28 protein-coding genes are annotated in these 24,568 nt (G+C 60.4%); 20 read left to right on the forward strand and 8 right to left on the reverse strand.

Annotated features, from left to right (window positions below):
• Nucleotides 1-82: 82 nt before the first annotated feature.
• From QMX91_RS06525 to gnd, 3 genes are read right to left on the reverse strand one after another with little or no spacing between them, the layout of a single operon-like run.
• Nucleotides 83-892 (reverse strand): HAD family hydrolase, encoded by an 810-nt coding sequence (locus QMX91_RS06525; protein ID WP_096796547.1) that lies wholly within the window; start codon nucleotides 890-892, stop codon nucleotides 83-85.
• Nucleotides 889-2,412: a glucose-6-phosphate dehydrogenase gene (zwf, locus tag QMX91_RS06530; RefSeq protein ID WP_225135089.1), complete on the reverse strand. Its 1,524-nt coding sequence runs from the start codon at nucleotides 2,410-2,412 to the stop codon at nucleotides 889-891. The genes QMX91_RS06525 and zwf overlap by 4 nt, the downstream gene beginning before the upstream one ends.
• Nucleotides 2,409-3,389, reverse strand: a complete 981-nt coding sequence (gnd, locus tag QMX91_RS06535; RefSeq protein ID WP_282412433.1) for a phosphogluconate dehydrogenase (NAD(+)-dependent, decarboxylating) — start codon at nucleotides 3,387-3,389, stop codon at nucleotides 2,409-2,411. The genes zwf and gnd overlap by 4 nt, the downstream gene beginning before the upstream one ends.
• A 274-nt stretch (nucleotides 3,390-3,663) precedes the next feature.
• Here gnd and QMX91_RS06540 point away from each other — a divergent pair, with 274 nt between their 5' ends.
• Complete coding sequence (locus tag QMX91_RS06540; protein ID WP_007964649.1) at nucleotides 3,664-3,846, forward strand: DUF6026 family protein; 183 nt, start codon at nucleotides 3,664-3,666, stop codon at nucleotides 3,844-3,846.
• Nucleotides 3,847-4,045: 199 nt separating this feature from the next.
• Entirely contained in the window at nucleotides 4,046-5,794 is a 1,749-nt protein-coding gene (locus QMX91_RS06545; RefSeq protein WP_098964150.1) for a phosphoethanolamine transferase CptA, read from the forward strand.
• A 341-nt stretch (nucleotides 5,795-6,135) separates the two neighbouring features.
• On the opposite strand, the gene galU is transcribed toward QMX91_RS06545, so the two are convergent.
• Nucleotides 6,136-6,975 (reverse strand): UTP--glucose-1-phosphate uridylyltransferase GalU, encoded by an 840-nt coding sequence (gene galU, locus QMX91_RS06550; protein ID WP_007912230.1) that lies wholly within the window; start codon nucleotides 6,973-6,975, stop codon nucleotides 6,136-6,138.
• 258 nt (nucleotides 6,976-7,233) lie between these two features.
• On the opposite strand from galU, the gene QMX91_RS06555 reads away from it, so the two are divergent.
• Together QMX91_RS06555 and QMX91_RS06560 are read left to right on the forward strand one after the other, a co-directional pair.
• Nucleotides 7,234-7,419, forward strand: a complete 186-nt coding sequence (locus QMX91_RS06555) for a hypothetical protein (RefSeq protein ID WP_007964653.1) — start codon at nucleotides 7,234-7,236, stop codon at nucleotides 7,417-7,419.
• 151 nt (nucleotides 7,420-7,570) lie between these two features.
• A complete protein-coding gene (locus tag QMX91_RS06560) occupies nucleotides 7,571-7,858 on the forward strand; it encodes a hypothetical protein (protein ID WP_007964655.1) in 288 nt (95 codons plus the stop codon).
• A gap of 3 nt (nucleotides 7,859-7,861) precedes the next feature.
• On the opposite strand, the gene QMX91_RS06565 is transcribed toward QMX91_RS06560, so the two are convergent.
• Nucleotides 7,862-8,092: a hypothetical protein gene (locus QMX91_RS06565; RefSeq protein WP_003225391.1), complete on the reverse strand. Its 231-nt coding sequence runs from the start codon at nucleotides 8,090-8,092 to the stop codon at nucleotides 7,862-7,864.
• Between the two features lie 72 nt (nucleotides 8,093-8,164).
• Entirely contained in the window at nucleotides 8,165-8,521 is a 357-nt protein-coding gene (locus tag QMX91_RS06570) for a hypothetical protein (protein ID WP_027612690.1), read from the reverse strand.
• Nucleotides 8,522-8,733: 212 nt separating this feature from the next.
• On the opposite strand from QMX91_RS06570, the gene QMX91_RS06575 reads away from it, so the two are divergent.
• From QMX91_RS06575 to ada, 5 genes are all read left to right on the forward strand, one after another.
• Entirely contained in the window at nucleotides 8,734-9,036 is a 303-nt protein-coding gene (locus QMX91_RS06575) for a DUF1883 domain-containing protein (protein ID WP_024164475.1), read from the forward strand.
• Between the two features lie 30 nt (nucleotides 9,037-9,066).
• Entirely contained in the window at nucleotides 9,067-9,237 is a 171-nt protein-coding gene (locus QMX91_RS06580; protein WP_096796544.1) for a hypothetical protein, read from the forward strand.
• Between the two features lie 95 nt (nucleotides 9,238-9,332).
• On the forward strand, nucleotides 9,333-10,043 hold the full coding sequence (locus tag QMX91_RS06585; protein ID WP_103366994.1) for a 2OG-Fe(II) oxygenase: 711 nt from the start codon (nucleotides 9,333-9,335) through the stop codon (nucleotides 10,041-10,043).
• Nucleotides 10,044-10,048: 5 nt separating this feature from the next.
• The gene (alkB, locus tag QMX91_RS06590; RefSeq protein WP_282412446.1) at nucleotides 10,049-10,714 is read left to right on the forward strand and encodes a DNA oxidative demethylase AlkB; all 666 of its coding nucleotides are present in this window, start codon (nucleotides 10,049-10,051) and stop codon (nucleotides 10,712-10,714) included.
• An 86-nt stretch (nucleotides 10,715-10,800) separates the two neighbouring features.
• A complete protein-coding gene (gene ada, locus QMX91_RS06595) occupies nucleotides 10,801-11,868 on the forward strand; it encodes a bifunctional DNA-binding transcriptional regulator/O6-methylguanine-DNA methyltransferase Ada (RefSeq protein WP_282412434.1) in 1,068 nt (355 codons plus the stop codon).
• Here ada and QMX91_RS06600 read toward each other — a convergent pair.
• Nucleotides 11,865-12,323, reverse strand: a complete 459-nt coding sequence (locus QMX91_RS06600; RefSeq protein WP_139053887.1) for a GyrI-like domain-containing protein — start codon at nucleotides 12,321-12,323, stop codon at nucleotides 11,865-11,867. The genes ada and QMX91_RS06600 overlap by 4 nt on opposite strands.
• 61 nt (nucleotides 12,324-12,384) lie before the next feature.
• Nucleotides 12,385-13,368 (reverse strand): MDR family oxidoreductase, encoded by a 984-nt coding sequence (locus QMX91_RS06605; protein WP_282412435.1) that lies wholly within the window; start codon nucleotides 13,366-13,368, stop codon nucleotides 12,385-12,387.
• 188 nt (nucleotides 13,369-13,556) lie between these two features.
• Between QMX91_RS06605 and QMX91_RS06610 the strand changes: the two genes are divergently transcribed.
• The 11 genes from QMX91_RS06610 (at nucleotide 13,557) to msrA (ending at nucleotide 24,514) form a co-directional block, all read left to right on the forward strand.
• Nucleotides 13,557-16,019 carry an autotransporter gene (locus tag QMX91_RS06610; protein WP_282412436.1) on the forward strand — a complete coding sequence of 821 codons (2,463 nt, stop codon included), beginning with the start codon at nucleotides 13,557-13,559 and terminating at the stop codon, nucleotides 16,017-16,019.
• 101 nt (nucleotides 16,020-16,120) lie between these two features.
• Nucleotides 16,121-17,185: a nitronate monooxygenase gene (locus tag QMX91_RS06615; protein ID WP_282412437.1), complete on the forward strand. Its 1,065-nt coding sequence runs from the start codon at nucleotides 16,121-16,123 to the stop codon at nucleotides 17,183-17,185.
• A 168-nt stretch (nucleotides 17,186-17,353) separates the two neighbouring features.
• Complete coding sequence (modA, locus tag QMX91_RS06620) at nucleotides 17,354-18,121, forward strand: molybdate ABC transporter substrate-binding protein (protein ID WP_027612682.1); 768 nt, start codon at nucleotides 17,354-17,356, stop codon at nucleotides 18,119-18,121.
• Complete coding sequence (gene modB / locus QMX91_RS06625) at nucleotides 18,122-18,802, forward strand: molybdate ABC transporter permease subunit (RefSeq protein ID WP_003225407.1); 681 nt, start codon at nucleotides 18,122-18,124, stop codon at nucleotides 18,800-18,802.
• Between the two features lie 3 nt (nucleotides 18,803-18,805).
• A complete protein-coding gene (gene modC, locus QMX91_RS06630) occupies nucleotides 18,806-19,885 on the forward strand; it encodes a molybdenum ABC transporter ATP-binding protein (RefSeq protein ID WP_098964158.1) in 1,080 nt (359 codons plus the stop codon).
• 69 nt (nucleotides 19,886-19,954) lie between these two features.
• Nucleotides 19,955-20,983: a DNA topoisomerase IB gene (locus QMX91_RS06635; protein WP_096796534.1), complete on the forward strand. Its 1,029-nt coding sequence runs from the start codon at nucleotides 19,955-19,957 to the stop codon at nucleotides 20,981-20,983.
• Between the two features lie 145 nt (nucleotides 20,984-21,128).
• A complete protein-coding gene (locus tag QMX91_RS06640; RefSeq protein WP_282412438.1) occupies nucleotides 21,129-22,754 on the forward strand; it encodes an ATP-binding cassette domain-containing protein in 1,626 nt (541 codons plus the stop codon).
• A gap of 70 nt (nucleotides 22,755-22,824) precedes the next feature.
• Nucleotides 22,825-23,055 carry a hypothetical protein gene (locus QMX91_RS06645; protein WP_007964938.1) on the forward strand — a complete coding sequence of 77 codons (231 nt, stop codon included), beginning with the start codon at nucleotides 22,825-22,827 and terminating at the stop codon, nucleotides 23,053-23,055.
• 122 nt (nucleotides 23,056-23,177) lie between these two features.
• Nucleotides 23,178-23,408 (forward strand): hypothetical protein, encoded by a 231-nt coding sequence (locus tag QMX91_RS06650; RefSeq protein ID WP_007964939.1) that lies wholly within the window; start codon nucleotides 23,178-23,180, stop codon nucleotides 23,406-23,408.
• A 107-nt stretch (nucleotides 23,409-23,515) separates the two neighbouring features.
• Complete coding sequence (locus QMX91_RS06655; RefSeq protein WP_282412439.1) at nucleotides 23,516-23,800, forward strand: hypothetical protein; 285 nt, start codon at nucleotides 23,516-23,518, stop codon at nucleotides 23,798-23,800.
• 207 nt (nucleotides 23,801-24,007) lie between these two features.
• Nucleotides 24,008-24,514 (forward strand): peptide-methionine (S)-S-oxide reductase MsrA, encoded by a 507-nt coding sequence (gene msrA / locus QMX91_RS06660; RefSeq protein WP_282412440.1) that lies wholly within the window; start codon nucleotides 24,008-24,010, stop codon nucleotides 24,512-24,514.
• Nucleotides 24,515-24,568 lie beyond the last annotated feature (54 nt).

Here is a 24,568-nt window from a genome sequence, read left to right on the forward strand (position 1 = left end):
GCGGAGTGTCAGGCACTTGATGTGTTGACTGATACTCCGCATTCGCGAGCAAGCCCGCTCCCACAGTTTGTTTCCGGGTGAATCAGCGACCGAGGATGTACTTCTCGATCGCCTGCGCCACGCCGTCGTCGGTGTTTGGTGCGGTGACCACGTCAGCCTGGCGCTTCACCGCCTCTTCCGCCTGCCCCATGGCAATCGACAATCCCGCGCAATGGAACATCGCCGGGTCGTTGCCGCCATCGCCAATCGCGGCGGTCTGCGCCAGCGGGATATCGAGGTGCGCGGCAATGGTTGCCAGTGCGGTGCCCTTGTTGGCCTCCAGCGCCGTCACGTCCAGGTACACCGGTTGCGAACGCGAAACCTGAGCCATGCCGCTGACTTTGGCTAACAGGCGCGCCTCAAGCTCGATCAGCAGATCGGTGTTGTTACTGGTGGCGACGATCTTGTCGATGCGCTCCAGGTACGGTTCGAAACTCTCGACCACCACCGGCGGATAACCGAGGCCGTGCTGTTCGCGCGGCACCATCGGCCCGTGCGGATCCTTGAGCAACCAGTCACCACCGCTGAACACCCAGATCTCCACATCCGGCTGGTCAGCGAACAACGCCAGAGCAATCAGCGCGGTCGGCACCGGCAGGTAATGCGCCACCAACAGACTGCCATCCGGATTGACGATGGTGCCGCCATTAAAGGCGGCGGTCGGCAGATCGACACCCAAGGCTTCGATCTGCTGCAACATGGCCTTGGGCGGGCGTCCGGTCGCCAGACTGAACAACACGCCGGCCTCGCGCAGCGAACGAACGGCGTCAATGGTGCGCTGGCTCAGACTGTGATCGGGCAGCAGCAGCGTGCCGTCCATGTCACTCAATAAAAAGCGGATCGACTCACTCATCCCAGACCATGCCAGACGCGACCGTCGCGAGTCAGCAGATCATTGGCGGCTTGCGGGCCGTCTTCCCCGGCAGCGTAAGTCTGCACACTCGCATCCTGTTGCCAGGCATCGAGGAAGGGCTGCACCGCGCGCCAGCCGTTCTCGATGTTGTCGGCGCGCTGGAACAGCGTCTGGTCGCCGGTCAGGCAGTCGTAGATCAGCGTTTCGTAGCCGGTGGACGGCTGCATCTCGAAGAAATCCTTGTAGGCAAAACCCAGCTCGATGTTGGCCATGTTCAACGCCGGCCCCGGCCGTTTGGCCAGCAGGTCGAACCACATGCCTTCGTTAGGCTGGATCTGAATGCGCAGATAGGTCGGCTGCAACTCGTCGACCTCGGTGTCACGGAACTGTGCGTACGGCGCTGGTTTGAAGCAGATGACGATCTCGGTGTCGCGCACGCTCATGCGCTTGCCGGTACGCAGGTAGAACGGCACGCCGACCCAGCGCCAGTTGTCGATCATGACTTTCAGCGCGACGTAGGTTTCGGTGTTGCTGTCAGGCGCTACGTTGGCTTCCTGCCGATAGCCATTCAACGCTTTGCCATCGACTTCACCGGCGCGGTACTGACCGCGTACCGAATTGGCTCGCGCTTCTTCAACGCTCCACGGGCGGATCGCGCCGACCACTTTGGCCTTCTCGCCGCGCACGGCGTCAGCGCCGAACGCGGCCGGCGGTTCCATGGCGACCATTGCCAGCAGCTGGAACAGGTGATTGGGCACCATGTCACGCAGCGCACCGGTGTGCTCGTAAAAACTGCCACGGGTTTCAACGCCGACGGTTTCAGCGGCGGTGATTTGCACGTGGTCGATGTAATGATTGTTCCAGAACGCCTCGAACAGGCTGTTGGAGAACCGGCTGACCAGAATGTTCTGCACGGTTTCCTTGCCCAGGTAATGGTCGATCCGATAGATCTGTTTCTCGGACATGACCTTGAGCAGGCAGGCGTTCAACGCTTCGGCGGTTTGCAGATCGGAGCCGAACGGCTTCTCGATGACCACCCTTCTGAATGCTTCCGGGGTTTCCTCCAACAACTTGGCGGCGCCGAGACGGCGTACCACTTCGCTGAAGAAACGTGGCGCGGTGGCCAGGTAGAACACCGCATTGCCAGTGCCGCTGTCGGCAATTTTTGCCGCCAGCGCGGAATAAGTGCTGTCGTCCAGGAAGTCGCCCTGGACGTAGCTGATGCCTTTGGCGAGCTTGGCCCACAAGGCCGGATCAAGCATCTGATCGCCCTTGCCGACTTTCGCCGCCACTTCGGTACGGATGAAGTCTTCGAGTTTTTGCGCGAAGGCCTGATCGGTAATGGCGTTGTGATCAACGCCGACGATCCGCAGATTCTCGTCAAGCAAGCCGTCGCGACTGAGGTTGTACAACGCCGGCATCAGCAAGCGCTTGACCAGGTCGCCGTGGGCACCGAACAGAAACAGCGTGGTCGGTGGTGCGGGTTCTGCCTTGGATTTTCTGCGGATCGTATGGGTCATTTCTTCGGTGTCTCCACGTGGCCGCCGAAGCCGAAGCGCTGGGCCGAGAGAATCTTGTCGCCAAAAGTGCCCTGACCGCGCGAGCGGTAGCGCGAGAACAGCGAGTTGGACAGCACCGGAACCGGCACCGCCTGCTCCATGGCCGCTTCGATGGTCCATTGACCTTCGCCGCTGTCCGCCACCGAACCGGAGAAGCCGTCGAGTTTCGGATCGCTGGCCAGTGCGTCGGCGGTCAGGTCGAGCAGCCAGGACGAGACCACGCTGCCACGACGCCAGACTTCGGCGATGTCGGCCACGTTCAGGTCGAAACGCTGATCTTCCGGCAGACGCTCGCTGGACTTGGTCTTGAGGATGTCGAAGCCTTCGGCGAACGCGGCCATCATGCCGTACTCGATGCCGTTGTGAATCATCTTCACGAAGTGCCCGGCACCGGCAGGACCGGCGTGAATGTAGCCGTGCTCGGCGCGGTGATCCTCGGACTTGCGATCCCTGGTGCGCGGAATGTTGCCCATGCCCGGCGCCAGCGCTGCGAACAGTGGGTCCAGACGGTTCACGGTCTCGGCGTCGCCGCCGATCATCATGCAGTAGCCGCGCTCCAGGCCCCAGACGCCGCCGGAGGTACCGACGTCGATGTAGTGCAGGCCCTTCTCGGCCAGGGTTTTCGCCCGGCGAATGTCATCCTTATAGTTGGTGTTGCCGCCGTCGATGATGGTGTCACCGGCTTCCAGCAAGTCGCTCAGAGTGTTGATGGTGCCTTCGGTCGGCGCGCCGGCCGGCAGCATGACCCATACGGCACGTGGCTTGGCCAGGCCTGCCACCAGAGCGGGCAGGTCGGCAACGCCGGTGGAGCCCTCGGCGACCAGGTTTTCGATGAAAGCGGTATTGCGGTCGTAAACAACGGTGGTGTGACCGTTGAGCATCAGACGTCGCGCAATATTGCCGCCCATGCGGCCCAGTCCAATAATCCCGAGTTGCATGTGCTGATGCTCCTTACTACAAATAAATGTGTGTCATTGGTTATAGCCCAACGCGACTGATGGAGGTTAGTCCAGAGCGTTGCGATGAAGTTTCCGGGCATTGTGCCCGATCCAGACTGATAACGCCCCGAATCCTGCCGAAGACACACCGACCATGAAAAATAAAAAAGTTCCATTCACGGGCAAAAGAAATCAAAATTGGCGCCGATAGCAAGTCAGTAGCCCCGACGCGGGGACGATTTGCAGTTGAGACACGCCATTTGCGAGGTGAGCAATGGGCACAGTACACACAGCAATGCCGCCACAAACCCTGTACGTCACGATCCGTCGCGATGAATTGCGCCAGTTGAAAGACGAGCGCGACCAGTTGAAGCAGGAGCTGGCGCAGCTGCGCTCGCTGACCCAGGGCGCTCAGCCCAAACCTCTGCCGGTGGTCCAGCGCCATCCGCACGCCTGACCTGCCCCGCCAGCTTCGGGAACGGCGCCTGTCGTTCCCGACATGATGCTCCCCTGCCCCTGATCAGCAACTAACGAAGTTTTCACACTGCCTTGGTGATACTCCGGCCCATTCTGGCCGTGCGTTTGCGCGCGGCCTCCGTTCGTCGGTTTGATGTAGCGGTCCGACGGTGGTTAGTGACGATGAGCTGGAGTGCTGAATGGCATTGTTCAAACGCAGCAAAACGACTGCGACAGGTTTCGACTGGGCCGGGGTTCTCTGGCTGTTCGCTTTCTTCTGGTATTTCTCGGGCATCACCCAACTGTTGATTCAGCTGACCGGTACCTCCGGTTTCAGCGGTTTCCGTCAGGCCTTCGTGATGAGCGCGCTGTGGCTCGCCCCGATGCTGGCGTTTCCCAAACGCACCAAACTGCTGGCCGCGCTGATCGGCGTAGTCCTGTGGGCCTGCTCGATGGCCAGCCTGGGTTATTTCTTCATCTATCAGCAGGAATTCTCGCAAAGCGTCATCTTCATCATGTTCGAGTCGAACATCTCTGAAGCCGGCGAATACATGACCCAGTACTTCGCCTGGTGGATGATCCCGGCATTCCTCGCCCATACCGCTTTCGCCTATTTCCTGTGGACCCGCCTGCGCCCGGTGTACATGCCCCGAGGCCGCGCGTTCGTGGCTGCGATCGCGATCGTTTTCGCCGTAGTCGGCTACCCGCTGATCAAACAGACCCAGCGTACCGGCAGTTTCGCCGGCGGTTTCGAGAAGTTCGAAGACCGCATTGAGCCAGCCGTGCCTTGGCAGATGGCGGTGGCTTACCACCGCTACCTCGACACCCTGGCCGGCATGCAGGACATGCTGCACAGCACCAGCAAGGTTCCGCCGCTGCATAACCTCAAGGTGACCGATGCCGATAAACCATCGACCCTGGTGCTGGTGATCGGCGAGTCGACCAACCGTCAGCGCATGAGCCTGTACGGCTATGGACGCAAGACCACGCCGGAACTGGACAAGCTCAAGGATCAGCTCGCGGTGTTCGACAACGTCATCACCCCGCGCCCTTACACCATTGAAGCGCTGCAGCAGGTACTGACCTTCGCCGATGAAGAAAACCCTGATCTGTACCTGTCCACGCCGTCGCTGGTCAGCATGATGAAACAGGCCGGTTACAAGACCTTCTGGATCACCAACCAGCAGACCATGACCAAGCGCAACACCATGCTCACGACCTTCTCCGAGCAGGCCGACGAGCAGGTGTACCTGAACAACAACCGCAACCAGAACGCCGCGCAGTACGACGGTGACGTGATCGAGCCGTTCAACAAGGCGCTGACCGACCCGGCGCAGCGCAAGCTGATCGTCGTGCACTTGCTCGGCACTCACATGAGCTACCAGTACCGTTATCCGCCGACCTTCGACAAGTTCCAGGACCGTACCGGCGTGCCGGCCGGTGTGCGTGACGATCAGGTGCCGACCTACAACAGCTACGACAACGCCGTGCTGTACAACGATTTCGTGGTGTCGAGCCTGATCAAGGACTACGCCAAGTCCGATCCGAACGGTTTCCTGCTGTACCTCTCCGACCACGGTGAAGACGTGTTCGACTCCGCCGGCCACAACACCCTCGGCCGTAACGAGAACAAACCGACCGCGCCGATGTACACCATTCCGTTCATGGCCTGGGCGTCGCCGAAATGGCGCGAGAACCACGACTGGAACTTCGCCGCCGACCTCGGCCGGCCGTACAGCAGCTCGCACCTGATCCACACCTGGGCGGATATGGCCGGTTTGAGTTTCGATGAACTGGACCGCAGCAAGAGTCTGGTCAGCGACAGCTTCAAACCGCGTCCGCTGATGATCGGCAACCCGTACGAACGCGAGCAGCGCGCCTTGATCGACTTCAGCCTGATGAAGCCGAAAAAGGTCGACCCTGCCGCAGCGAATGTCGTGCAGCAGTAACCGCTCGGAAGGCATCGGTTTCGAGAGATCGCAACCGGTGTAACGCATAAAGAAAAAGCTCCGTATCGCAAGATACGGAGCTTTTTTCGTTTTGGGCGGTCAGGTAGCCCGCTTTATGGGGCTCTACTGTACCGCCTGAGGGAAATCGGAGCAGCCAGCATGCTCGCACGTACCCTCCTCCCTGAAAGAGCAGCCAGCGCGCTCACAGGGCGCCAGTAAATTGCACCACCAGGATCAAGGATTGTTCCAGCACAAAAACAAACGCCCCGAACAAGTCGGGGCGTTTGTGGGTGCGTTCACTTGGGTGCTTTCACACCCTTCGCGATGCAGGTCCGGCGCTATCAGTAAGCCTTGCCGGTCTTGTAGAAGTTCTCGAAGCAGAAGTTGGTGGCTTCGATGTAGCCTTCGGCGCCACCGCAGTCAAAACGCTTGCCCTTGAACTTGTAGGCCATGACGCAGCCGTTCTGGGCCTGCTTCATCAGGGCGTCGGTGATCTGGATTTCACCACCCTTGCCTGGTTCGGTCTGTTCGATCAGGTCGAAGATGTCCGGGGTCAGGATGTAACGACCGATGATCGCCAGGTTCGACGGCGCGTCTTCCGGCTTTGGCTTCTCGACCATGCTGTGTACGCGGTAGATGTCGTCGCGGATCATCTCGCCGGCGATCACGCCGTACTTGCTGGTTTCCTGCGGATCGACTTCCTGGATGGCGATGATCGAGCAGCGGAACTGCTTGTACAGCTTGACCATCTGGGTCAGTACGCCGTCGCCTTCGAGGTTGACGCACAGGTCGTCCGCCAGTACCACGGCGAACGGTTCGTCACCGATCAGCGGGCGACCGGTGAGGATCGCGTGGCCCAGACCTTTCATTTCGGTCTGACGGGTGTAGGAGAACGAGCACTCGTCGAGCAGCTTGCGGATGCCAACCAGGTATTTCTCCTTGTCGGTGCCTTTGATCTGGTTTTCCAGCTCATAGCTGATGTCGAAGTGGTCTTCCAGAGCGCGCTTGCCACGACCGGTCACGATCGAGATTTCAGTCAGGCCAGCGTCCAGAGCTTCTTCAACGCCGTACTGGATCAGTGGCTTGTTTACCACCGGCAGCATTTCTTTGGGCATGGCTTTAGTCGCTGGCAGGAAGCGAGTACCGTAACCGGCTGCTGGGAACAAGCATTTCTTGATCATATAAGTCCTTGAAAGGGCTGTGTGTACGAGTTTCGGCGCAGTCTAATCAGGCGGCGTGCACCTTACAATGCCCCGCACTGGCTAACCGATGCCAACATAGAGAAATATTCTCGCCGATAGTTCCGTTGGCGACTTCGACCCGCGAAAACAGAGTAGCTCAAACACGCAAATGCGCTGCATCACCATACGCTCATCATCCCCCAATGTGAGTATTTGTCGGTATCATGGCGCCTTTGAACCAGCGAACGAGACAGATAGATGGCCGCGGTAAAAATCATCAACGGGTATGTGATCGACAAGAAAGACGGCAAGTGGAACCTGACCACGACCAATGGCGAACACATCGCCGGTCCTTTCGACAGCGAGCAGCTGGCGACTGATGTAGCGTCGGTATTCACCGACACCCCTGCGTCGTCCAAACGCCGTGGCAAAGATCAGGACTGATCTGTTGCGACACGCGCCGAGCCCTGCCCTTGTGCAGGGCTTTTTTGTGGCCGCTCGCAGCATGATGAAAACAAGTGGCCAATCGCTATAACCTTTTCATGCTGGCGCTGTCAGAGCGTTTAGCCCCTCCCTCGCTGAAGACGACACACTTATGAACATGAACAGAATGCTGCCGCTGATCGCGGTATTGGCCCTCGGTGGCTGTGCCACCTCGGAAACCACCTACCTGAACAACGGCGAACAGGGCTTGAGCATCGACTGCTCCGGGGAAGCCAACTCCTGGGCCACCTGCTACGAAAAGGCTGACGCCTCCTGCGCCGGCACCGGCTATCGCATCGTCGGTACCGACGGCACACCGGCACCCAAGGAAAGCGACAAGACCCTGGGAGTCGATGTCGGCAACTACAAGAACCGCAGTGTGGTGGTGGTCTGCAAATAGACCCTACATGTGGATCTCGGCGAACTTGATCCCGAGCCCGCGCACGATCTCGATCAGGTCGTCGAGCCGGGCAAAGGATTCGACTTCGTCGTTATCGTCCACCAGAAAATAGCTGCGACCGGCGCTCTTCTTGAAAAACACGATCCACTCGCCCGGGTTCGCCGGATTTTGAATCACATGCGTGGCAGAGATAAGGCCCTCTGCATGCCGTTCCCGTACTTGCTCTCGCTTCATGCGCGACTCCAGAAATGAAAATGCCGTCACAGCAAGACTGTGACGGCATCGGTGCTGATGGCCGCTATTCTATCAGCCGGAAATACAGGCATTGGCGGCGTTTTGCACGTCACGGGGACGAACCGGCACATTGGACATCCGCTCATGCAGCTTGATGCTGCTGCCGCCGGAACGGTCTTCGATATCAAACACCGCAGCCGCGCCGGTGGAAAATTTCCCGGGAACAATCACTCGCACGCCATCCTTGTGCGGCTGCATCTGCAGCGCGCCGCGGCTGTTGGCAAGCTTGTCGGCCAGGCACTGAGCATACTCATGGGGTTTCTTGCCGGAAATCACGCTCATGGTGGGCAAGGTTTCGTTGATTTCGGAAACACTCGCGCAACCACCCACGACCAACATCAACGGCAGACACACCACACCCCACTTCATACAAATACCTCCCATAAAGACCCTCGGACAGCAGTAATGCCATTTTTCTCCGACGCTTACTCCATTAAACCCGCATGGAATCGCGAATAACTGTTTTTAATTGTCAAAGCAGCGCTCGACGGCGGGATAATAACCCGTTCGGGCTGATAAACTGCGCCAATCGCACATGCTATCGTTTTGATTTAGTAGAAAAAGCCCTTCTGGAGGCGCCCATGAAATTCATTCACCAGCGCGAGCACCTCAACGAAGACGACATCGTCGTCATCCAATGCTCGCAAACCTGCAACATCCGCTTGATGAACGACGCCAACTTCCGCGCGTTCAAGAACGGCGGCCGCCACACCTACCACGGCGGCGCTTTCGACACGTTTCCTGCGCGCATCACCGCGCCGAGCACCGGTTTCTGGAACATCACCATCGACACCGTCAATCGTCGCGCCATCAGCGTCACGCGCAAGCCGACCCTGACCCACTCGATCAAGATCATCCGCCGCTCCAGCTCCAAACTGAGCTGAGTCGCCCCTGACACAAAGGTAAGCACGACCGTGGCCCAAACGACCAAATACGTCATCAAATACAAGCTCAACGGTGAACGCCGTTTCGAGTTCGCGCAACTGGAAAACGGCACCGTCGAAGAGGCCAAGGCCGCACTGGATGCCATCCATGGCACCACCGAAGACGTGATCAGCGACATCGCCGTGAGCAAAGCCCTGTAACGCAACACTCGGGGATTCGACCGCAAGCGGCGGAGTGTTCTGCCGCCGGTATTTGCCCAGACTGACAGCCTCGACCAAAGGGTTCAGGAGTCAGCATGTCAATGTCCCCGTCTCGGCTGGATGCGCTCGATTGGGCAAGCCTCGAACAGCATCTGGATCAATATGGCTATGCCATCGTCCGCTCGTTGCTGTCGGCGCAAACCTGTGAACGCTTGAGCGCCCTGTATTCGCAGACCGAACCGTTTCGTTCGCAGGTCATCATGGCCCGCCACGGTTTCGGTCGCGGGGAATACAAGTACTTCAGCTATCCCCTGCCGACAGCCATCGAACGTCTGCGCACTGCGTTTTACCCGCGCCTGGTGCCACTGGCCAACCGCTGGTACGAACGCATGAATGTGCCTGTACGCTTTCCCGCAACCCATTCCGAGTTTGTGCAGCGCTGTCAGGCTGCCGGCCAGCTACGGCCGACACCCTTGCTGTTGCAATACGGCCCGCAGGACTACAACTGCCTGCATCAGGATCTGTACGGAGAACTGGTTTTCCCATTGCAAGTGGCGATTCTTCTGTCGCAGCCCGGAGAGGATTTTACCGGTGGTGAGTTCGTTCTGACCGAGCAGCGTCCACGGATGCAATCGCGCCCGCACGTCGTGGATCTGCACAAGGGTGACGCGGTTATATTTGCAGTCAACCAGCGTCCGGTCAGCGGCACTCGCGGCGATTATCGAGTGACCATGCGTCACGGCGTCAGTCGCCTGCACAGCGGAAATCGGCATACTCTGGGCATCATCTTCCACGACGCATCATGAACACCATGCACCCGACCACCTTCGACCTGTTCGCCGACCACGAACCCGAGCAACAACCCCGCGCCGAGCAGATCGGCGAACAATCGTGGGTGTTGCGCGGCTTCGCCCTGCCGGTGATCGATCAACTATTGCCAGCGCTGGAAGCCATTCTCGCCGTAGCACCGTTGCGCCACATGATGACCCCGGGCGGTTTCAGCATGTCGGTGGGCACCAGCAGTTGCGGAACCCTGGGCTGGATCACCGACCGTAGCGGTTATCGCTACAGCACCGTCGACCCGCTGAGTGGCCAGCCCTGGCCGGCGATGCCAGAAGTGTTGTCGGAACTGGCGCGCAAAGCAGCACAGCGCGCTGGATTTGCCGACTTTCATCCAGACTCCTGCCTGATCAACCAATATGTCCCCGGCGCGAAAATGTCTTTGCATCAGGACAAAGACGAAAATGCCTACGCGGCGCCGATCGTTTCGCTGTCATTGGGGTTGCCGGCGATGTTCCTGTTCGGTGGTTTTTTGCGCAGCGACAAGAGCCAGCGCATTCCTCTGCTGCACGGCGATATGGTGGTCTGGGGCGGGGTCGATCGCTTGCGTTTTCACGGTGTGCTGCCGATCAAGTCCGGCCAGCATCCGCGTCTGGGCGAGCGGCGGATCAACCTGACCTTGCGTGTCGCCGGGTGAACTGAAAAGTTTGACCGCAAGGCCCGGAGTGTTACCAACATCGCCGCTGGTTAACCTGAATCAAACAGGTCAACGGACTACTCGCCATGAAAAAGCTTTCACCCCTCATCAACGTTGAAACCGATCCACGCTGGGCCGCCGTCGTTGCACGGGACCCACAGGCCGACGGGCAGTTTGTCTATGCGGTGAAAACCACCGGCATCTATTGCCGCCCCAGCAGCCTTTCACGTTTGCCCAAGCCGCAGAACGTCGAGTTCTTCGAAAGTGCTCAAGCTGCCGAGGCGGCGGGTTACCGCCCAAGCAAACGCACCCGCAAGGATCAGACTGACGTCGCCAGCCAGCACGCCGCGACCGTGGCGATGGCCTGTCGGCAGATCGAGTCGAGTGAAACAGTGCCCGCGCTCAATGAACTCGCCGAAACCGCCGGCCTCAGCCCTTTCCATTTTCATCGGGTGTTCAAGGCCGCAACCGGCCTGACACCAAAGGGTTACGCGGCGGCGCATCGTTCGCGCCGGGTGCGTGAACGGCTCGCGGATGGCGGCACGGTGACCGATGCGCTGTACAACGCGGGTTTCAATTCCAACAGCCGCTTTTATGAGGCAGCCGACAAGGTGCTGGGGATGAAACCCGGTGACTACCGCGCTGCAGGACGCAACAACGACATTCATTTTGCGGTTGGCCAATGTTCCCTCGGGGCAATTCTGGTGGCGCAGAGTGAGCGCGGCGTGTGCGCGATTCTGTTGGGCGACGATCCGCATCAACTGGTGTGCGATCTGCAGGATCAGTTCCGCAACGCAAACCTGATTGGCGCCGACGCCGGATTCGAGCAATTGATCGCCAAAGTGGTGGGTTTCATCGAAGCGCCAGCGCTAGGCCTCGACTTGCCACTGGATGTGCGTGGCACAGCGTTCCAGGAGCGGGTGTGGCAGGCGTTGCGGGAAATCCCGGTGGGTCGCACCGCCAGTTACGCCGAAATCGCCCAGCGCATTGGCGCGCCGACGTCCATGCGCGCCGTGGCGCAAGCCTGCGGCGCCAACCGTCTGGCCGTGGCAATCCCCTGCCATCGCGTGGTGCGTAGCGATGGCAATCTGTCGGGGTATCGCTGGGGCGTAGAGCGTAAGCGCCAGTTGCTGGAACGCGAAACCCAGTCTTAGCGCACGCCGATGTAGACCGACACGGACTCGGGGCCGGTGTAGGCCTCGAAGTCGGTAGCGTAACGGCGCTGAATCTGCGGATTGGCTGCAAAGAAGTCCCAGATCTTTCCCCAGGTCGAGATGACCGCATCAGGCAACGGCCCCTGCGCTTCGAACACCAGATACTCGCCCGCTTCGATCCGCACGGACTCAAAGTCTTTGACTGAAGCATTCACGGCAACGCCAGCGGTAACGTCAAACGCACCCGAAGCATCCGACTCGTAAGCCGAATACACGCCATAAATCGGCGAATGGGCTGACTTGCCGGGAATGGATTCGGCCAACTCCTCGCCGAAAAACCGGCCCCACATCGGGCCGATTTTCGCGGTTTCGGGTTGGTGCTCTGCGGCGTTGGTGGTGCGAACCTGCAGGCCAGCAACGGTGAAGGCGTCGATTTGCTGTCGTTTCAAATCCATCGAAATTGCGGCTCCCTGTATAGAAGTGCGGCCACACAGGGCCGCAATGACACCTACTTTGTCAGCGATTGACGTCGACCACAACCCTGCCGCGAAGCTGTCCGGCGAGCAGTTTTGGCGCCGCGTCGATGGCTTCGCTGAGGGCGATTTCATGACTGATCAATGGCAACAGGGCGAAGTCCAGATCCTTGGCCAGACGCGCCCAGGCCTCGATCCGCCGCGCTTTGGGCTGAGTTACGCTGTTGATCCCTGCCAGCGTCACGCCGCGCAAAATGAACGGCGCCACCGACGCCGGAAAATCCATGCCCTGAGCCAGACCGCAGGCAGCGACGGTGCCCTCGGCGCGGGTACTGGCGCAAGCGTTGGCCAAGGTGTGACTGCCGACCGAATCGATCACTGCGGCCCAGCGTTCCTTAGCCAAGGGCTTGCCCGGCTCAGACAAAGTTGCGCGGTCGATGATCTCGCTGGCACCCAGTTGCTTCAGGTACTCATGCTCGGACACCCGGCCGGTGGACGCCACCACGCGATAACCGAGTTTGCTGAGCAAGGCGATGGCGAAACTGCCCACCCCGCCATTGGCGCCAGTCACCAGCACTTCGCCCTGATCCGGGGACACGCCGTTACGCTCCAGCGCCAGAATGCACAGCATCGCCGTGTAGCCGGCGGTACCGATGGCCATGGCTTGCGCGGCGGTAAAGGCTTTGGGCAACGGAATCAGCCAGTCGCCATTGAGCCGCGCCTTTTGCGCCAGCCCGCCCCAGTGACTCTCGCCCACGCCCCAGCCGTTGAGCAGCACCTGATCACCGACCCGGTAATCGGGATGCGAACTGACCTCGACCGTACCCGCCAAGTCGATCCCCGGCACCATCGGAAACTTGCGCACCACCGGGCTGCTGCCAGTAATCGCCAGTCCGTCCTTGAAGTTCAGCGTGCTGTACGCGACCTTCACCGTCACGTCGCCTTCAGGCAACTGCGCTTCGCTGATCTGCTGCAGGCTGGCGCGGTAACCGCTGTCGTCTTTGTCGATCAAAATGCCGTTGAACATGGCTGCCTCTCAATCAATGGATTCAAATCCTCGTGCCCTGAAATAACACAAAGCAACACATTGCCCCACCCGACTTTGCGCCAATTCGCGAATCCGCCCGGTAATTGTGAAGCGGGCGGCTATGCTTTTTCGACGGTCGTGCTTTCGCTGCCATCCTGCTGAAAGCGGCCCTGTCGATGGAGCTGACAATGTCTTACCCGCGCTCGTTGCTTGCGATACTGATGCTGTGCCTGCTGACCATTGGCGACACTTGGGCGGCCCCGGCTACCGCCAGCAAACCTGCTGCTGCCTACGCTGCCGCCAGCGCTCCGACGTGGCCGCAAGTGATCAGCAGCGGCAAGGCCAAACTGACCGTGTACCAGCCGCAACTCGACAGCTGGGATGGCTACACCCTCAATGCCCGGGCTGCCGTCGAAGCCACCGGCGCCGACGGCAAACCCACCTTCGGCATCGTCCAGTTCAGCGCGCACACGCTGGTCGACAAGGCCACGCGCTGGGTCGCACTGGATCAGTACAAGATCATCAAGGCCGACTTCCCTGCCGACGCCAGTCAGGCCGACGTCTGGCTCGGCGCGCTGCAGAAAGATGCCGAAAGTCGCAAGAAAACCATCTCCCTCGATCAACTTGAAGCCGCCGTCGGCGTGCTGTCGGCCGAGCAGAAAGCCGACAGCGCGCCGCTGGAAAACACCCCGCCGACGATCATCAGTTCAGACGTCCCGGCGCTGCTCGTCTACATCGATGGCGACGCCGTGTACCGTGCGGTCGACGGCACTGCGTTGCAGCGGGTGATCAACACCCGCCCGCTATTACTCAAGGACGCCGAGGGCAAGCACTACCTGCACGTGTTCGATGGCTGGATGGTCGCTGACAGCCTCAGCGGCGCATACACCCGTCTGACCACACCACCGGCCGATCTGGAGAAGGCCAAACAGGCGGCGATCCAGAGCCGTCAGGTCGATCTGCTGACCGGGCAGAGTGATCCGAAAGACAAGGTGCCAAATCTGGCCAGACCGCCGCAGCCGAAAATCTTCATCGCCACCACGCCCACCGAGCTGATCGTCACCGACGGCGCAGCGCAGTGGCTGCCAATTCAGGGCACCAGCCTGCTTTACGTGAGCAACACCACCGGGCACATCTTCAAGGAAATCGGCGACCAGAACATTTACGTGCTGATCTCCGGGCGCTGGTTTCGCGCTGCCGACATGCGCGGCCCATGGACGTTTACCCCAGCGGACAAACTGCCGGCAGACTTCGCCAACATTCCCGACGACAGCCCGAAAGAGAACGTCAAGGCCTCGGTCGCCGGCACACCGCAGGCCAAGGAAGCCGCGATCGCGGCGACCATCCCGCAAACCTCGGCGATCAAGAAAAGCGCAGTGAAAATGACCGCACCGCAGTTCGATGGCGAGCCACAGTTGAAGGCAATCAACAGCACATCCCTGCAGTACGTGGTCAACAGCGCGACGCCGATTATTCGTGTCGACAACGACAACTGGTATGCGGTGGAAAACGGTATCTGGTTCAGCGCCACCTCGGTGAACGGGCCATGGAGCGTCGCCAGTTCGGTGCCGGCGGTGATCTATTCGATCCCGCCGAGTTCGCCGATGCATTACCTCACCTACGTCAAAGTCTATGAGTCCAGCGGCGACACCGTGGTGGTCGGCTATACCCCGGGTTATCAAGGGTCGAATCTGGATCCGGCCACCGGCGTGGTGGTCTACGGCACCGGTTATCCTTACACGCCGTGGGTCGGCAGCGTCTGGTATGGGCCACCGGTGACCTACGGTTTCGGCGTCGCCATGCGCTATACGCCGTGGACAGGCTGGACCTTCGGTTTCGGCTTCGGCTGGAGCTGGGGCGGCAACACCGTGGCGATGGGTTGGGGCTGGGGCGCTTATCCATGGTGGGGCAATTATGGCTGGGGTTACGCCTGGGGCCCGCGCCTGTACCCCGCGCCACTGGCCTGGGGCGGCGCCGCTTATGGCTATCGTGGCGGTGCTGTGGCCTGGGGCCCCGGTGGCTGGGCAGGCACCACCGGCAACATTTATCGTCAGTGGGGGGATCGCGCGACGGTGAGTCGCTATGGCGCCGGATACAACGCCTGGACAGGCAATCGCTGGGCCGGTCAGGTTGGCTCGTCCTATAACTCGCGCACCGGCATTGCGGCGGCAGGCCAACGCGGCGCGGTGCACAACGCCTACACCGGCAACTACGCGGCTGGACGCAGCGGTGAAGTGGTCGGGCCGAATGGTGGCGCCATCGCCGGTGGCCGGGTCACCGCAGGTAATGCTCGCACCGGCACCCAGGTCACCGCCAATCGTGGCGCGGTGTACAACCCCAACACCGACAAGACCACGCAGTATGCCGGCGTGAAAGGCCGCAACGGCGGCGCCGCACGGGTTGGCGACAACGTCTATGCCGGGCGCGACGGCAACGTCTACAAGAAAACCGACAACGGCTGGCAATCGATGGTCAAGGGCAGCTCGGCCCGCACGGCGCCGATCAACAACAATGCGCAACTGCAGAACCTCAATCGCGAGTCTGCTGCGCGCAACTTCGGCAACCAGCGCACCAACAACTTTCACAACTCCTCGCAAGTCATGAACCGCTCATTTGGGGGCGGCGGGGGCGGCGGTTTTCATCGCCGCTGATGGCTGCATTGAAAATTCAGACTGGCTCCGAGTCCGGTTTTGCTGTTAAAAAACCGGCTCTGCCGTCCCTGCCCCGTTTCATCGTTCGGAGAACCGCTTTCATGAGCCAATGGCCTGACACTCGCATTCTTGACCTGCTCGGCATCGAGCTGCCGATCATTCAGGCCCCGATGGCCGGCACCACGACTTCGGCAATGGTGATCGCCGTGTGCAACGCCGGCGGCTTGGGTTCGATGCCTGCCGCAATGCTGAGCATCGAGCAGTTGCGCGAAGAGCTGAAGACCATTCGCGAGCACACCCGAAAGTCGTTCAACGTCAATTTCTTCTGCCACCAGCCACCGGCCGCCGATGAGCAGCGCGCGCAAGACTGGAAAAACCTGCTGGAGCCGTACTACCGCGAATTGGGCGTCGATTTCGACGCACCGACACCGGTTTCCAACCGCGCGCCATTCGATGCGGCAGCGTGCGCCGTGCTCGAAGAGTTTCGTCCTGAGGTGGTGAGCTTTCACTTTGGTCTGCCGGAAAAATCCCTGCTGGATCGGGTCAAGGCCACTGGCGCAAAAATTCTCTCGTCCGCCACCACTGTCGATGAAGCGATGTGGCTTGAGCAAAACGGTTGCGACGCGATCATCGCCATGGGTTACGAGGCTGGCGGGCATCGCGGGATGTTTCTCAGCGATGATTTGAGCAGTCAGGTCGGCACTTTTGCGCTGGTGCCGCAGATCGTCGATGCGGTCAAGGTGCCGGTGATCGCTGCCGGCGCCATTGCCGATGCACGCGGTGTCGCCGCAGCATTGGTACTCGGTGCGTCAGCGGTGCAGGTCGGCACCGCGTATCTGTTCACACCGGAAGCGAAAGTCAGCGCCTCGCATCACCAGGCGCTGCGCAGCGCCAAGGAAAGTGAAACTGCGATTACCAACCTGTTCACCGGCCACCCGGCTCGCGGCATTCTCAATCGGGTGATGCGCGAAATCGGCCCGATGTCACCGAAAGCTCCGGCCTTCCCGCTGGCCGGCGGGGCGCTGATACCGTTGCGTGCCAAAAGTGAAGCGCAGTTCAGCAACCTCTGGGCCGGTCAGGCGTTCCCATTGGGCGAAGAGCTGAACAGCGCTGATCTGACCCGGCAACTGGCGGATGGCGCTCTGGCAAAACTGCTCCGCCGCTGATCCGGCGCAGGGTGAGACATGGCACCACCTCACCCTGTGTTCACCAGCACTTCCTGTTTAGCGGCATTTCGCTATATATTTCGCTATATAGCGTTCCACCCTTCGCATCGGTGCAGTCCACCTCCAACAATAACTGCCCTCTGCACTCGCCCATAACGGAGCTGTTACATGACCATTCGTGCCCCACGTTTTGCCCCAACCTGCCTGGCCACCCTGCTTTCGGTATTCGCCTTCGGTACCGCTCAGGCTGATGAAGTGCAGGTGGCCGTTGCCGCCAACTTCACCGCGCCGATCCAGGCAATTGCTGCCGATTTCGAAAAAGACACCGGGCACAAACTGGTCGCCGCCTACGGTGCCACCGGTCAGTTCTATACCCAGATCAAAAACGGCGCGCCGTTCGAAGTGTTCCTCTCGGCGGACGACACCACGCCGGAAAAACTGGAAAAAGAAGGCGACACCGTCAAGGGTTCGCGCTTCACCTACGCCATCGGCACCCTGGCCCTGTGGTCGGCGAAAGATGGTTATGTCGACGCCAAAGGTGAAGTCCTGAAGAAGAATGAATACCAGCACCTGTCCATCGCCAATCCGAAAGCCGCGCCATACGGTCTGGCCGCTACTCAAGTGCTGGAAAAACTCAATCTGACTGAGGCGACCAAGGCGAAGATCGTCGAAGGCCAGAACATCACCCAGGCCTACCAGTTCGTGTCCACCGGCAACGCCGAACTGGGTTTTGTCGCACTGTCGCAGATCTACAAGGACGGCAAGGTCACCAGCGGTTCGGCGTGGATCGTTCCAGCGAGCATGCACGACCCGATCAAACAGGACGCGGTGATTCTCAACAAAGGCAAGGACAGCGCCGCCGCCAAAGCGCTGGTTGAATACCTCAAGGGTCCGAAAGCCGCTGCGGTGATCAAGTCCTACGGTTACCAACTCTAAATGTCGCTGACGAGTGCCGACTTCGCGGCGATCTGGCTGACCCTGAAACTGGCGTCCCTGACCACCGCTATCCTGCTGGTCGTCGGCACGCCGATTGCCCTGTGGTTGTCGCGCAGCCGTTCCTGGCTGCGTGGCCCCATCGGCGCAATCGTCGCCCTGCCCCTCGTACTGCCACCGACCGTGATCGGCTTTTATCTGTTGCTGGCGATGGGACCTAACGGCTTTCTCGGCCACTTCACGCAATGGCTGGGCCTGGGCACTCTGACCTTCAGTTTTACCGGGCTGGTGATCGGTTCGGTGATCTATTCCATGCCGTTTGTGGTGCAACCGTTGCAGAACGCGTTCTCCGCCATCGGCACCCGCCCACTGGAAGTGGCCGCGACCCTGCGCGCCAATCCCTGGGACACTTTTTTCAGCGTGATCCTGCCGTTGGCCCGCCCCGGTTTCGTGACGGCGGCGATCCTCGGTTTCGCGCATACCGTTGGTGAATTCGGCGTGGTGCTGATGATCGGCGGCAACATTCCCGACAAGACCCGCGTGGTCTCGGTGCAGATCTACGACCATGTCGAGGCGATGGAATATGCCCAGGCCCATTGGCTGGCCGGGGCGATGCTGGTGTTTTCGTTTCTGGTGTTGCTGGCGCTCTACTCCAGCCGCAAGACCCGCGCGGGCTGGAGCTGATCGATGATTGATGCACGTCTGAAAATCACTTATCCGGGTTTCAGCCTGGATGTCGATCTGCACTTGCCGGGGCGTGGCGTGACTGCGCTGTATGGTCATTCCGGGTCGGGCAAAACCACTTGCCTGCGCTGTATCGCCGGGCTTGAGCGAGCCGAGCAGGGTTTCATCCAGATCAACGACGAAGTCTGGCAGGACAGCGAACGGCGGATTTTTGTCCCGCCGCACAAACGTGCAATCGGTTACGTGTTCCAGGAAGCCAGTTTGTTTCCGCACCTGTCAGTGCTGGCCAACCTGCAATTTGGCCTTAAACGCATTGCCAAGGCCCAGCGCCGGGTCGACATGGCGCAAGCCACCGAACTGCTGGGCATCGGTCATTTGCTGGAGCGTCATCCGCAGCATCTGTCCGGCGGCGAACGCCAACGTGTCGGCATCGCCCGCGCGCTGTTGACCAGCCCGAAACTGTTGCTGATGGATGAGCCATTGGCCGCTCTCGACAGCCAGCGCAAAAACGAAATCCTGCCGTACCTGCAACGTCTGCACGACGAGCTGGACATCCCGGTGCTTTACGTCAGCCATGCGCAGGATGAGGTCGCCCGCCTGGCCGATCATCTGGTGCTGCTCAGCGACGGCAAGGCCCTGGCCAGCGGCCCGATTGGCGAAACCCTCGCGCGCCTTGACCTGCCAATGGCGTTGGGCGATGACGCCGGAGTGATCATCGAAGGCCAGGTCAGCGCCTATGATGCCGAGTACCAGTTGCTGAGTCTGCAATTGCCGGCGACTGCCATGAACATCCGGGTGACTCACGCGCCGATGGCGGTCGGTCAGGCCCTGCGCTGCAAGGTGCACGCCCGCGATATCAGTCTGGCCCTGCACAACAGCGAGGCCAGCAGCATCCTCAATCGCTTGCCGGTGACCGTGGTCAGCGAGCTGGCGGCGGACAATGCCGCGCATGTGCTGATTCGTCTGGATGCCGGCGGCACACCGTTGCTGGCGCGGATCACGCGGTTTTCCCGGGATCAGCTCGGCATCCACCCGGGCCAGCATTTGTGGGCGCAGATCAAGGCTGTCGCCGTGCTGGCCTGAATTGGTTGGCACGACGGCCACGGCGCGCGGTCAATCGCTGTAACAGAGCGATTCGCCAAGGACACCGCCATGCCCGACACCGCACTAGCCGACGTCTTACCGCCCGACCTGCATTACGTCGACGATACCCAACCCGGCCTCACCCGTAAAAAGCTGCGTGGCAAGTTCGCCTATTTCGATCCGGCCGGGCAGCGCATTACCGACCCTGATGAGATCAAACGGATCAATTCGCTGGCAGTGCCGCCGGCCTACACCGACGTGTGGATCTGCGCCGATCCGCGTGGCCATTTGCAGGCCACCGGACGCGATGCCCGGGGCCGCAAGCAGTATCGCTATCACCCGCGCTGGCGCGAGGTGCGCGATGCCGACAAGTACTCGCGCTTGCGTGAGTTCGGCATGGCATTGCCGAAGTTGCGCAAACAGCTTGAAACCCTGCTGGACGCCCCCGGCTTCAGCCGCGACAAAGTCATGGCCACGGTCATCACGCTGCTCGACGCCACATTGATTCGTGTCGGCAATACCCAATACGCGCGGGACAACCGCTCCTATGGCCTGACCACCCTGCGCAGCCGACATGTCGAGGTCAACGGCAGCGCGATCCTGTTCCAGTTTCGCGGCAAAAGCGGCATCGAACACCAGATCACTGTCAAGGATCGTCGCCTGGCGCGCATCATCAAACGCTGCCTGGAAATCCCCGGGCAGAATCTGTTTCAGTATCTGGACGAAAACGGCGAGCGGCACACCGTCAGTTCCCACGACGTCAACAGCTACCTGCAAACCCTCACCGGCGCTGACTTCACCGCCAAGGATTACCGCACCTGGGCCGGCAGCGCACTGGCTTTGGCGGTATTACGCGAACTGCAATGGGAGTCGGAAGCCGAGGCGAAACGGCATGTGGTGGAGATGGTCAAGAGCGTGTCCAAACAGCTGGGCAACACCCCGGCGGTGTGCCGCAAGTGCTACATCCATCCGGCCGTGGTCGAGCGTTTCCTGCTCGGCGCGCTGGCCGAACTGCCACGCCCTAGGGTGCGCAAGGGCTTGCGCTCCGAGGAAGTGGCGCTGGCGATGTTTCTCGAGCAAATGATGGACGCGTCTTGATCGCGGCGGATGGGTGATCTAGGCTAGCCACCTTTCCCCCGTCCGGACGACCGCAGACAGTGAACAATCAAGCCTTCTGAAAATGTAATCGCGATAAGCGCTGAATAGCGCCTGTCAATCTTCACGACATTTTTCGGAGGTGCCGATGACTCACGTCTCGCGTACGCCTGCCCTCGTCTCCCTGAATCAAACCAGTTTTCAGTTCGCTAATGGCGAGACGATTTTCAACGACCTGAATCTGCAATTCGATCACACCCACACAGCCATCGTCGGGCGCAACGGCGTCGGTAAAAGCGTGCTGGCCAAGCTGATCGCCGGGCACTTGCAACCAACTGCCGGCAGCGTGACGTGCTCGGTTCCATTGGCCTATGTAGCGCAAACATTCACCACCGAAGCGGGACAGACCGTGGCCGACGCCACGGGCACCGCGGCCGCTCTTTGCGCATTGCAACGGCTGCAGTCTGGCGAGGCGGCGGCGGAAGATTTCGATATCGTCAGCGAGCGCTGGGATCTGCCCGAACGCCTGCGCCAATCGCTGGATAACGCCGGTCTGCCGGACATTGCTCCCACGGATCTGACCCTACCGCTAAGCGGTGGCCAGCAGGCACGGCTGGCCTTGATCGGGGCGTTTCTGAGTCCGGCGCGCCTGTTTGTGCTGGATGAGCCGACCAATCATCTCGACGGCCACGGCCGCGACTGGTTGATGAGCGAACTGGAACGCTGGCGCGGCGGATTGATCGTCGTCAGTCACGACCGGCAATTGCTTGAGCGCATGCAGCGTATCGTCGAGCTGACGCCGCTGGGTGTCACGGTGTACGGCGGCAATTTTTCCGCTTACCAGCAGCAACGGCAAATCCATCAGGCAGCGGCGCAAGCGGCGCTGGATCAAAGCCGAACCGAGCGCCGGCGCGAGCAGCAGCGCTTGCAAAACGAGCACGACACCATCCAGCGGCATGCCGCCCGCTCACTGCGCAATGCCAAAACCGCCAACGTCTCGGGCTTCGAGCGCGCCGGCCTGAAAGGTGCCGCGAGGCAGATCATGGGCCAGGTGCGTCATGGTCATCAGCAGCGCAAATCCGAACTCGATGCGCAGGTGCGCGATGCCTACGCCAAAGTACTCCCGGACGATGTGGTGCTGATGAACCTGCCCGGCAGCGCAGTGCCTGCTGCGCGCAAAGTCTGTACGCTGATTGATGCGTGCGTGCCATGGTTGCCGGCGCAGCTGTTCAACATCGCGCTGAGCGGGCCAGTGCGCGTCGCCGTCAATGGTCCGAATGGCTGCGGCAAATCGACGTTGCTCAGGATGCTCGCGGGTCAACTGCATCCCGCCAGCGGCGAATGCATCACCCATGTTCCCGTGGCTTATCTGGACCAGCATCTGAAGCTGCTGGATGATCGTCTCAGCGTCATCGAGCAACTGCTCGCGCTGCAGAGTCCGTTGAGTGAAAGTGCATTGCGCGGGCATTTGGCTCATCTGCAACTGGACGTGCAACGGGTCACCCGACCGAGCGCGTCACTGAGTGGTGGCGAACGCTTGAAAGCCGCGCTGGCGGTGGCCTTGTGGGGCAAGACGCCTGCGCAATTGTTGCTGCTCGATGAGCCGAGCAATCATCTGGATCTGGCATCGGTTCAGGCTTTCGAGCAGGCATTGCAGACGTTTCCCGGCGCAATTGTTGCGGTTTCCCACGACACTGAGTTTCTACAGGCGTTAAAACCGACGCACCACCTGGATTGGCATGCCACAGAGTGGCGGCTGCAACCGACGAACTGACTGGCTATTTTTTGCACGATTGGCCAAGGCTTCTATAGTTGATCTGACACCTATTTGCTGTGGTGACGCCATGGAAGACATCTTTGTCGTGAAGCGCTGCAACAAGATCATCATTCACGGCCGCCGCGCCGGGGAAAGCCAACATGAACCCGCTGAGGCCAGCAGCTGGTTTCGGATCAACGACACCCGCACCGGCGGCTTCATCGGCGACGGCTACGATCTTGAGGAAGATGCCCGACGCGAATGCCGACGGCTCAATGCGGCCAGCTCGCCGCTGCCGGCGCGACAATCGGCCGGCTGATGCAATTGACAGGCGGGGTCTATACTCAAAGCAGCTGACGGACCAGCGCCCCAACGGCAGAGAGCTCGCAGCCCGCGGGCTTTTTGCTGCCTCTCAACGGTTTGTCTGAACGGAGGTGTTCCATGTCCGAAAAAGAGTCCATCACCACCCTCCTCACCCTGCTCGACTCCCGTCAGGCTCGCCTGGCGGCGGCCTGCAAGGAAATCGCCGACTGGGTCGATCATCAAGGCGGCCATCCGACTGCCTTGCGCATCCGCGACCGACTGAACGACATCGAAAAAGACACACCGCTGATCCGCAGCACCCTGTCGTCGCTACAACCGGTCGAGCGGCCACTGCCACGTTTCAGATGACTGCACCGCGATAAACGACAGCTAACCGGCGTACCGTCTGGCCGATGTACCGAACGCCCCGAGGTGTGGGCGGTCAAAACCTGTACACGTCACCCAGGAGACGGTTCATGGTTATCCATTTCAAAACAGAAGGACATCTGGCTTGTGGTCACAAGGGCGACAACCTTGCCTCAAGCCTGGAACTCAATCGCGTCAAATGCCGCAGCTGCCGCAACACAGACGCCTACAAAGAAGCACGCAAGATCCAGCGCAATGCCGCACGCCGCGCAGCGCGCCACACCAAAACTGATCATGGTGCGTCGAACTGGCGTTCGGAGTGGATCGAACGCCTGACCGCGCTGGCCGGGCCGCAGCGCCTGCCAAGGGGCTTTTTCGGGCAAGCGTTCGTATAACCGATTGATGTCGTGTTTTTAGTCCATCACTCGACGTGAATTGCCACGAATTCACCGCTCGAACCCATCAATGCCCTGGCCTTATCGTCAGGGCTTTTTGTTGAAAACTCCGGTTCGAGCAGCCCGTAGCCCTGAGGCAAGCTTGCAAATAGGCAACGCGCCCTCATAACCAGAACCATATCCACCGTCACCGAGAGGCAAAAAATCATGACCGGACAAACCGAAACCGCGATTCTCGCCGGGGGCTGCTTCTGGGGCATGCAGGACCTGCTGCGGCGTTATCCCGGCGTATTGCAGACGCGAGTCGGCTACAGCGGCGGCGATGTACCGAACGCCACCTACCGCAACCACGGCAACCACGCTGAAGCCATCGAAATCATCTTCGACCCGGCGGTGGTCAGCTACCGGCAGATCCTCGAGTTCTTCTTCCAGATCCACGATCCGAGTACGCCCAACCGTCAAGGCAACGATCTCGGCCCCAGCTATCGTTCGGCGATTTATTATCTCAACGAACAACAGCGTGACATCGCCGAAGACACTGCTGCGGATGTCGACGCATCCGGGCTGTGGCCGGGACGCGTGGTCACCGAAATCGAACCGGCGGGGCCGTTCTGGGAAGCTGAACCTGAGCACCAGGACTACTTGGAGCGGATCCCGAACGGTTACACCTGCCATTTCATCCGCCCAAACTGGAAGCTGCCGAAACGCAGCTGAAAACACACCTGCGTAATCACTCAACGCACGGCGCTGGCCTCAACTGAAGGCCGG

Origin of the sequence: Pseudomonas sp. PS01299, assembly GCF_029960145.1 — a bacterium.
GTDB lineage: Bacteria > Pseudomonadota > Gammaproteobacteria > Pseudomonadales > Pseudomonadaceae > Aquipseudomonas > Aquipseudomonas putida_A.

Excerpts from the sequence above, each read along its gene's own strand:
- QMX91_RS06525 (WP_096796547.1), bottom strand. The coding sequence starts at position 892 with ATGAGTGAGTCGATCCGCTTTTTATTGAGTGACATGGACGGCACGCTG.
- zwf (WP_225135089.1), bottom strand. The coding sequence starts at position 2,412 with ATGACCCATACGATCCGCAGAAAATCCAAGGCAGAACCCGCACCACCG.
- gnd (WP_282412433.1), bottom strand. The coding sequence starts at position 3,389 with ATGCAACTCGGGATTATTGGACTGGGCCGCATGGGCGGCAATATTGCG.
- QMX91_RS06540 (WP_007964649.1), top strand. The coding sequence starts at position 3,664 with ATGGGCACAGTACACACAGCAATGCCGCCACAAACCCTGTACGTCACG.
- QMX91_RS06545 (WP_098964150.1), top strand. The coding sequence starts at position 4,046 with ATGGCATTGTTCAAACGCAGCAAAACGACTGCGACAGGTTTCGACTGG.
- galU (WP_007912230.1), bottom strand. The coding sequence starts at position 6,975 with ATGATCAAGAAATGCTTGTTCCCAGCAGCCGGTTACGGTACTCGCTTC.
- QMX91_RS06555 (WP_007964653.1), top strand. The coding sequence starts at position 7,234 with ATGGCCGCGGTAAAAATCATCAACGGGTATGTGATCGACAAGAAAGAC.
- QMX91_RS06560 (WP_007964655.1), top strand. The coding sequence starts at position 7,571 with ATGAACATGAACAGAATGCTGCCGCTGATCGCGGTATTGGCCCTCGGT.
- QMX91_RS06565 (WP_003225391.1), bottom strand. The coding sequence starts at position 8,092 with ATGAAGCGAGAGCAAGTACGGGAACGGCATGCAGAGGGCCTTATCTCT.
- QMX91_RS06570 (WP_027612690.1), bottom strand. The coding sequence starts at position 8,521 with ATGAAGTGGGGTGTGGTGTGTCTGCCGTTGATGTTGGTCGTGGGTGGT.
- QMX91_RS06575 (WP_024164475.1), top strand. The coding sequence starts at position 8,734 with ATGAAATTCATTCACCAGCGCGAGCACCTCAACGAAGACGACATCGTC.
- QMX91_RS06585 (WP_103366994.1), top strand. The coding sequence starts at position 9,333 with ATGTCAATGTCCCCGTCTCGGCTGGATGCGCTCGATTGGGCAAGCCTC.
- alkB (WP_282412446.1), top strand. The coding sequence starts at position 10,049 with ATGCACCCGACCACCTTCGACCTGTTCGCCGACCACGAACCCGAGCAA.
- ada (WP_282412434.1), top strand. The coding sequence starts at position 10,801 with ATGAAAAAGCTTTCACCCCTCATCAACGTTGAAACCGATCCACGCTGG.
- QMX91_RS06600 (WP_139053887.1), bottom strand. The coding sequence starts at position 12,323 with ATGGATTTGAAACGACAGCAAATCGACGCCTTCACCGTTGCTGGCCTG.
- QMX91_RS06605 (WP_282412435.1), bottom strand. The coding sequence starts at position 13,368 with ATGTTCAACGGCATTTTGATCGACAAAGACGACAGCGGTTACCGCGCC.
- QMX91_RS06610 (WP_282412436.1), top strand. The coding sequence starts at position 13,557 with ATGTCTTACCCGCGCTCGTTGCTTGCGATACTGATGCTGTGCCTGCTG.
- QMX91_RS06615 (WP_282412437.1), top strand. The coding sequence starts at position 16,121 with ATGAGCCAATGGCCTGACACTCGCATTCTTGACCTGCTCGGCATCGAG.
- modA (WP_027612682.1), top strand. The coding sequence starts at position 17,354 with ATGACCATTCGTGCCCCACGTTTTGCCCCAACCTGCCTGGCCACCCTG.
- modB (WP_003225407.1), top strand. The coding sequence starts at position 18,122 with ATGTCGCTGACGAGTGCCGACTTCGCGGCGATCTGGCTGACCCTGAAA.
- modC (WP_098964158.1), top strand. The coding sequence starts at position 18,806 with ATGATTGATGCACGTCTGAAAATCACTTATCCGGGTTTCAGCCTGGAT.
- QMX91_RS06635 (WP_096796534.1), top strand. The coding sequence starts at position 19,955 with ATGCCCGACACCGCACTAGCCGACGTCTTACCGCCCGACCTGCATTAC.
- QMX91_RS06640 (WP_282412438.1), top strand. The coding sequence starts at position 21,129 with ATGACTCACGTCTCGCGTACGCCTGCCCTCGTCTCCCTGAATCAAACC.
- QMX91_RS06645 (WP_007964938.1), top strand. The coding sequence starts at position 22,825 with ATGGAAGACATCTTTGTCGTGAAGCGCTGCAACAAGATCATCATTCAC.
- QMX91_RS06650 (WP_007964939.1), top strand. The coding sequence starts at position 23,178 with ATGTCCGAAAAAGAGTCCATCACCACCCTCCTCACCCTGCTCGACTCC.
- QMX91_RS06655 (WP_282412439.1), top strand. The coding sequence starts at position 23,516 with ATGGTTATCCATTTCAAAACAGAAGGACATCTGGCTTGTGGTCACAAG.
- msrA (WP_282412440.1), top strand. The coding sequence starts at position 24,008 with ATGACCGGACAAACCGAAACCGCGATTCTCGCCGGGGGCTGCTTCTGG.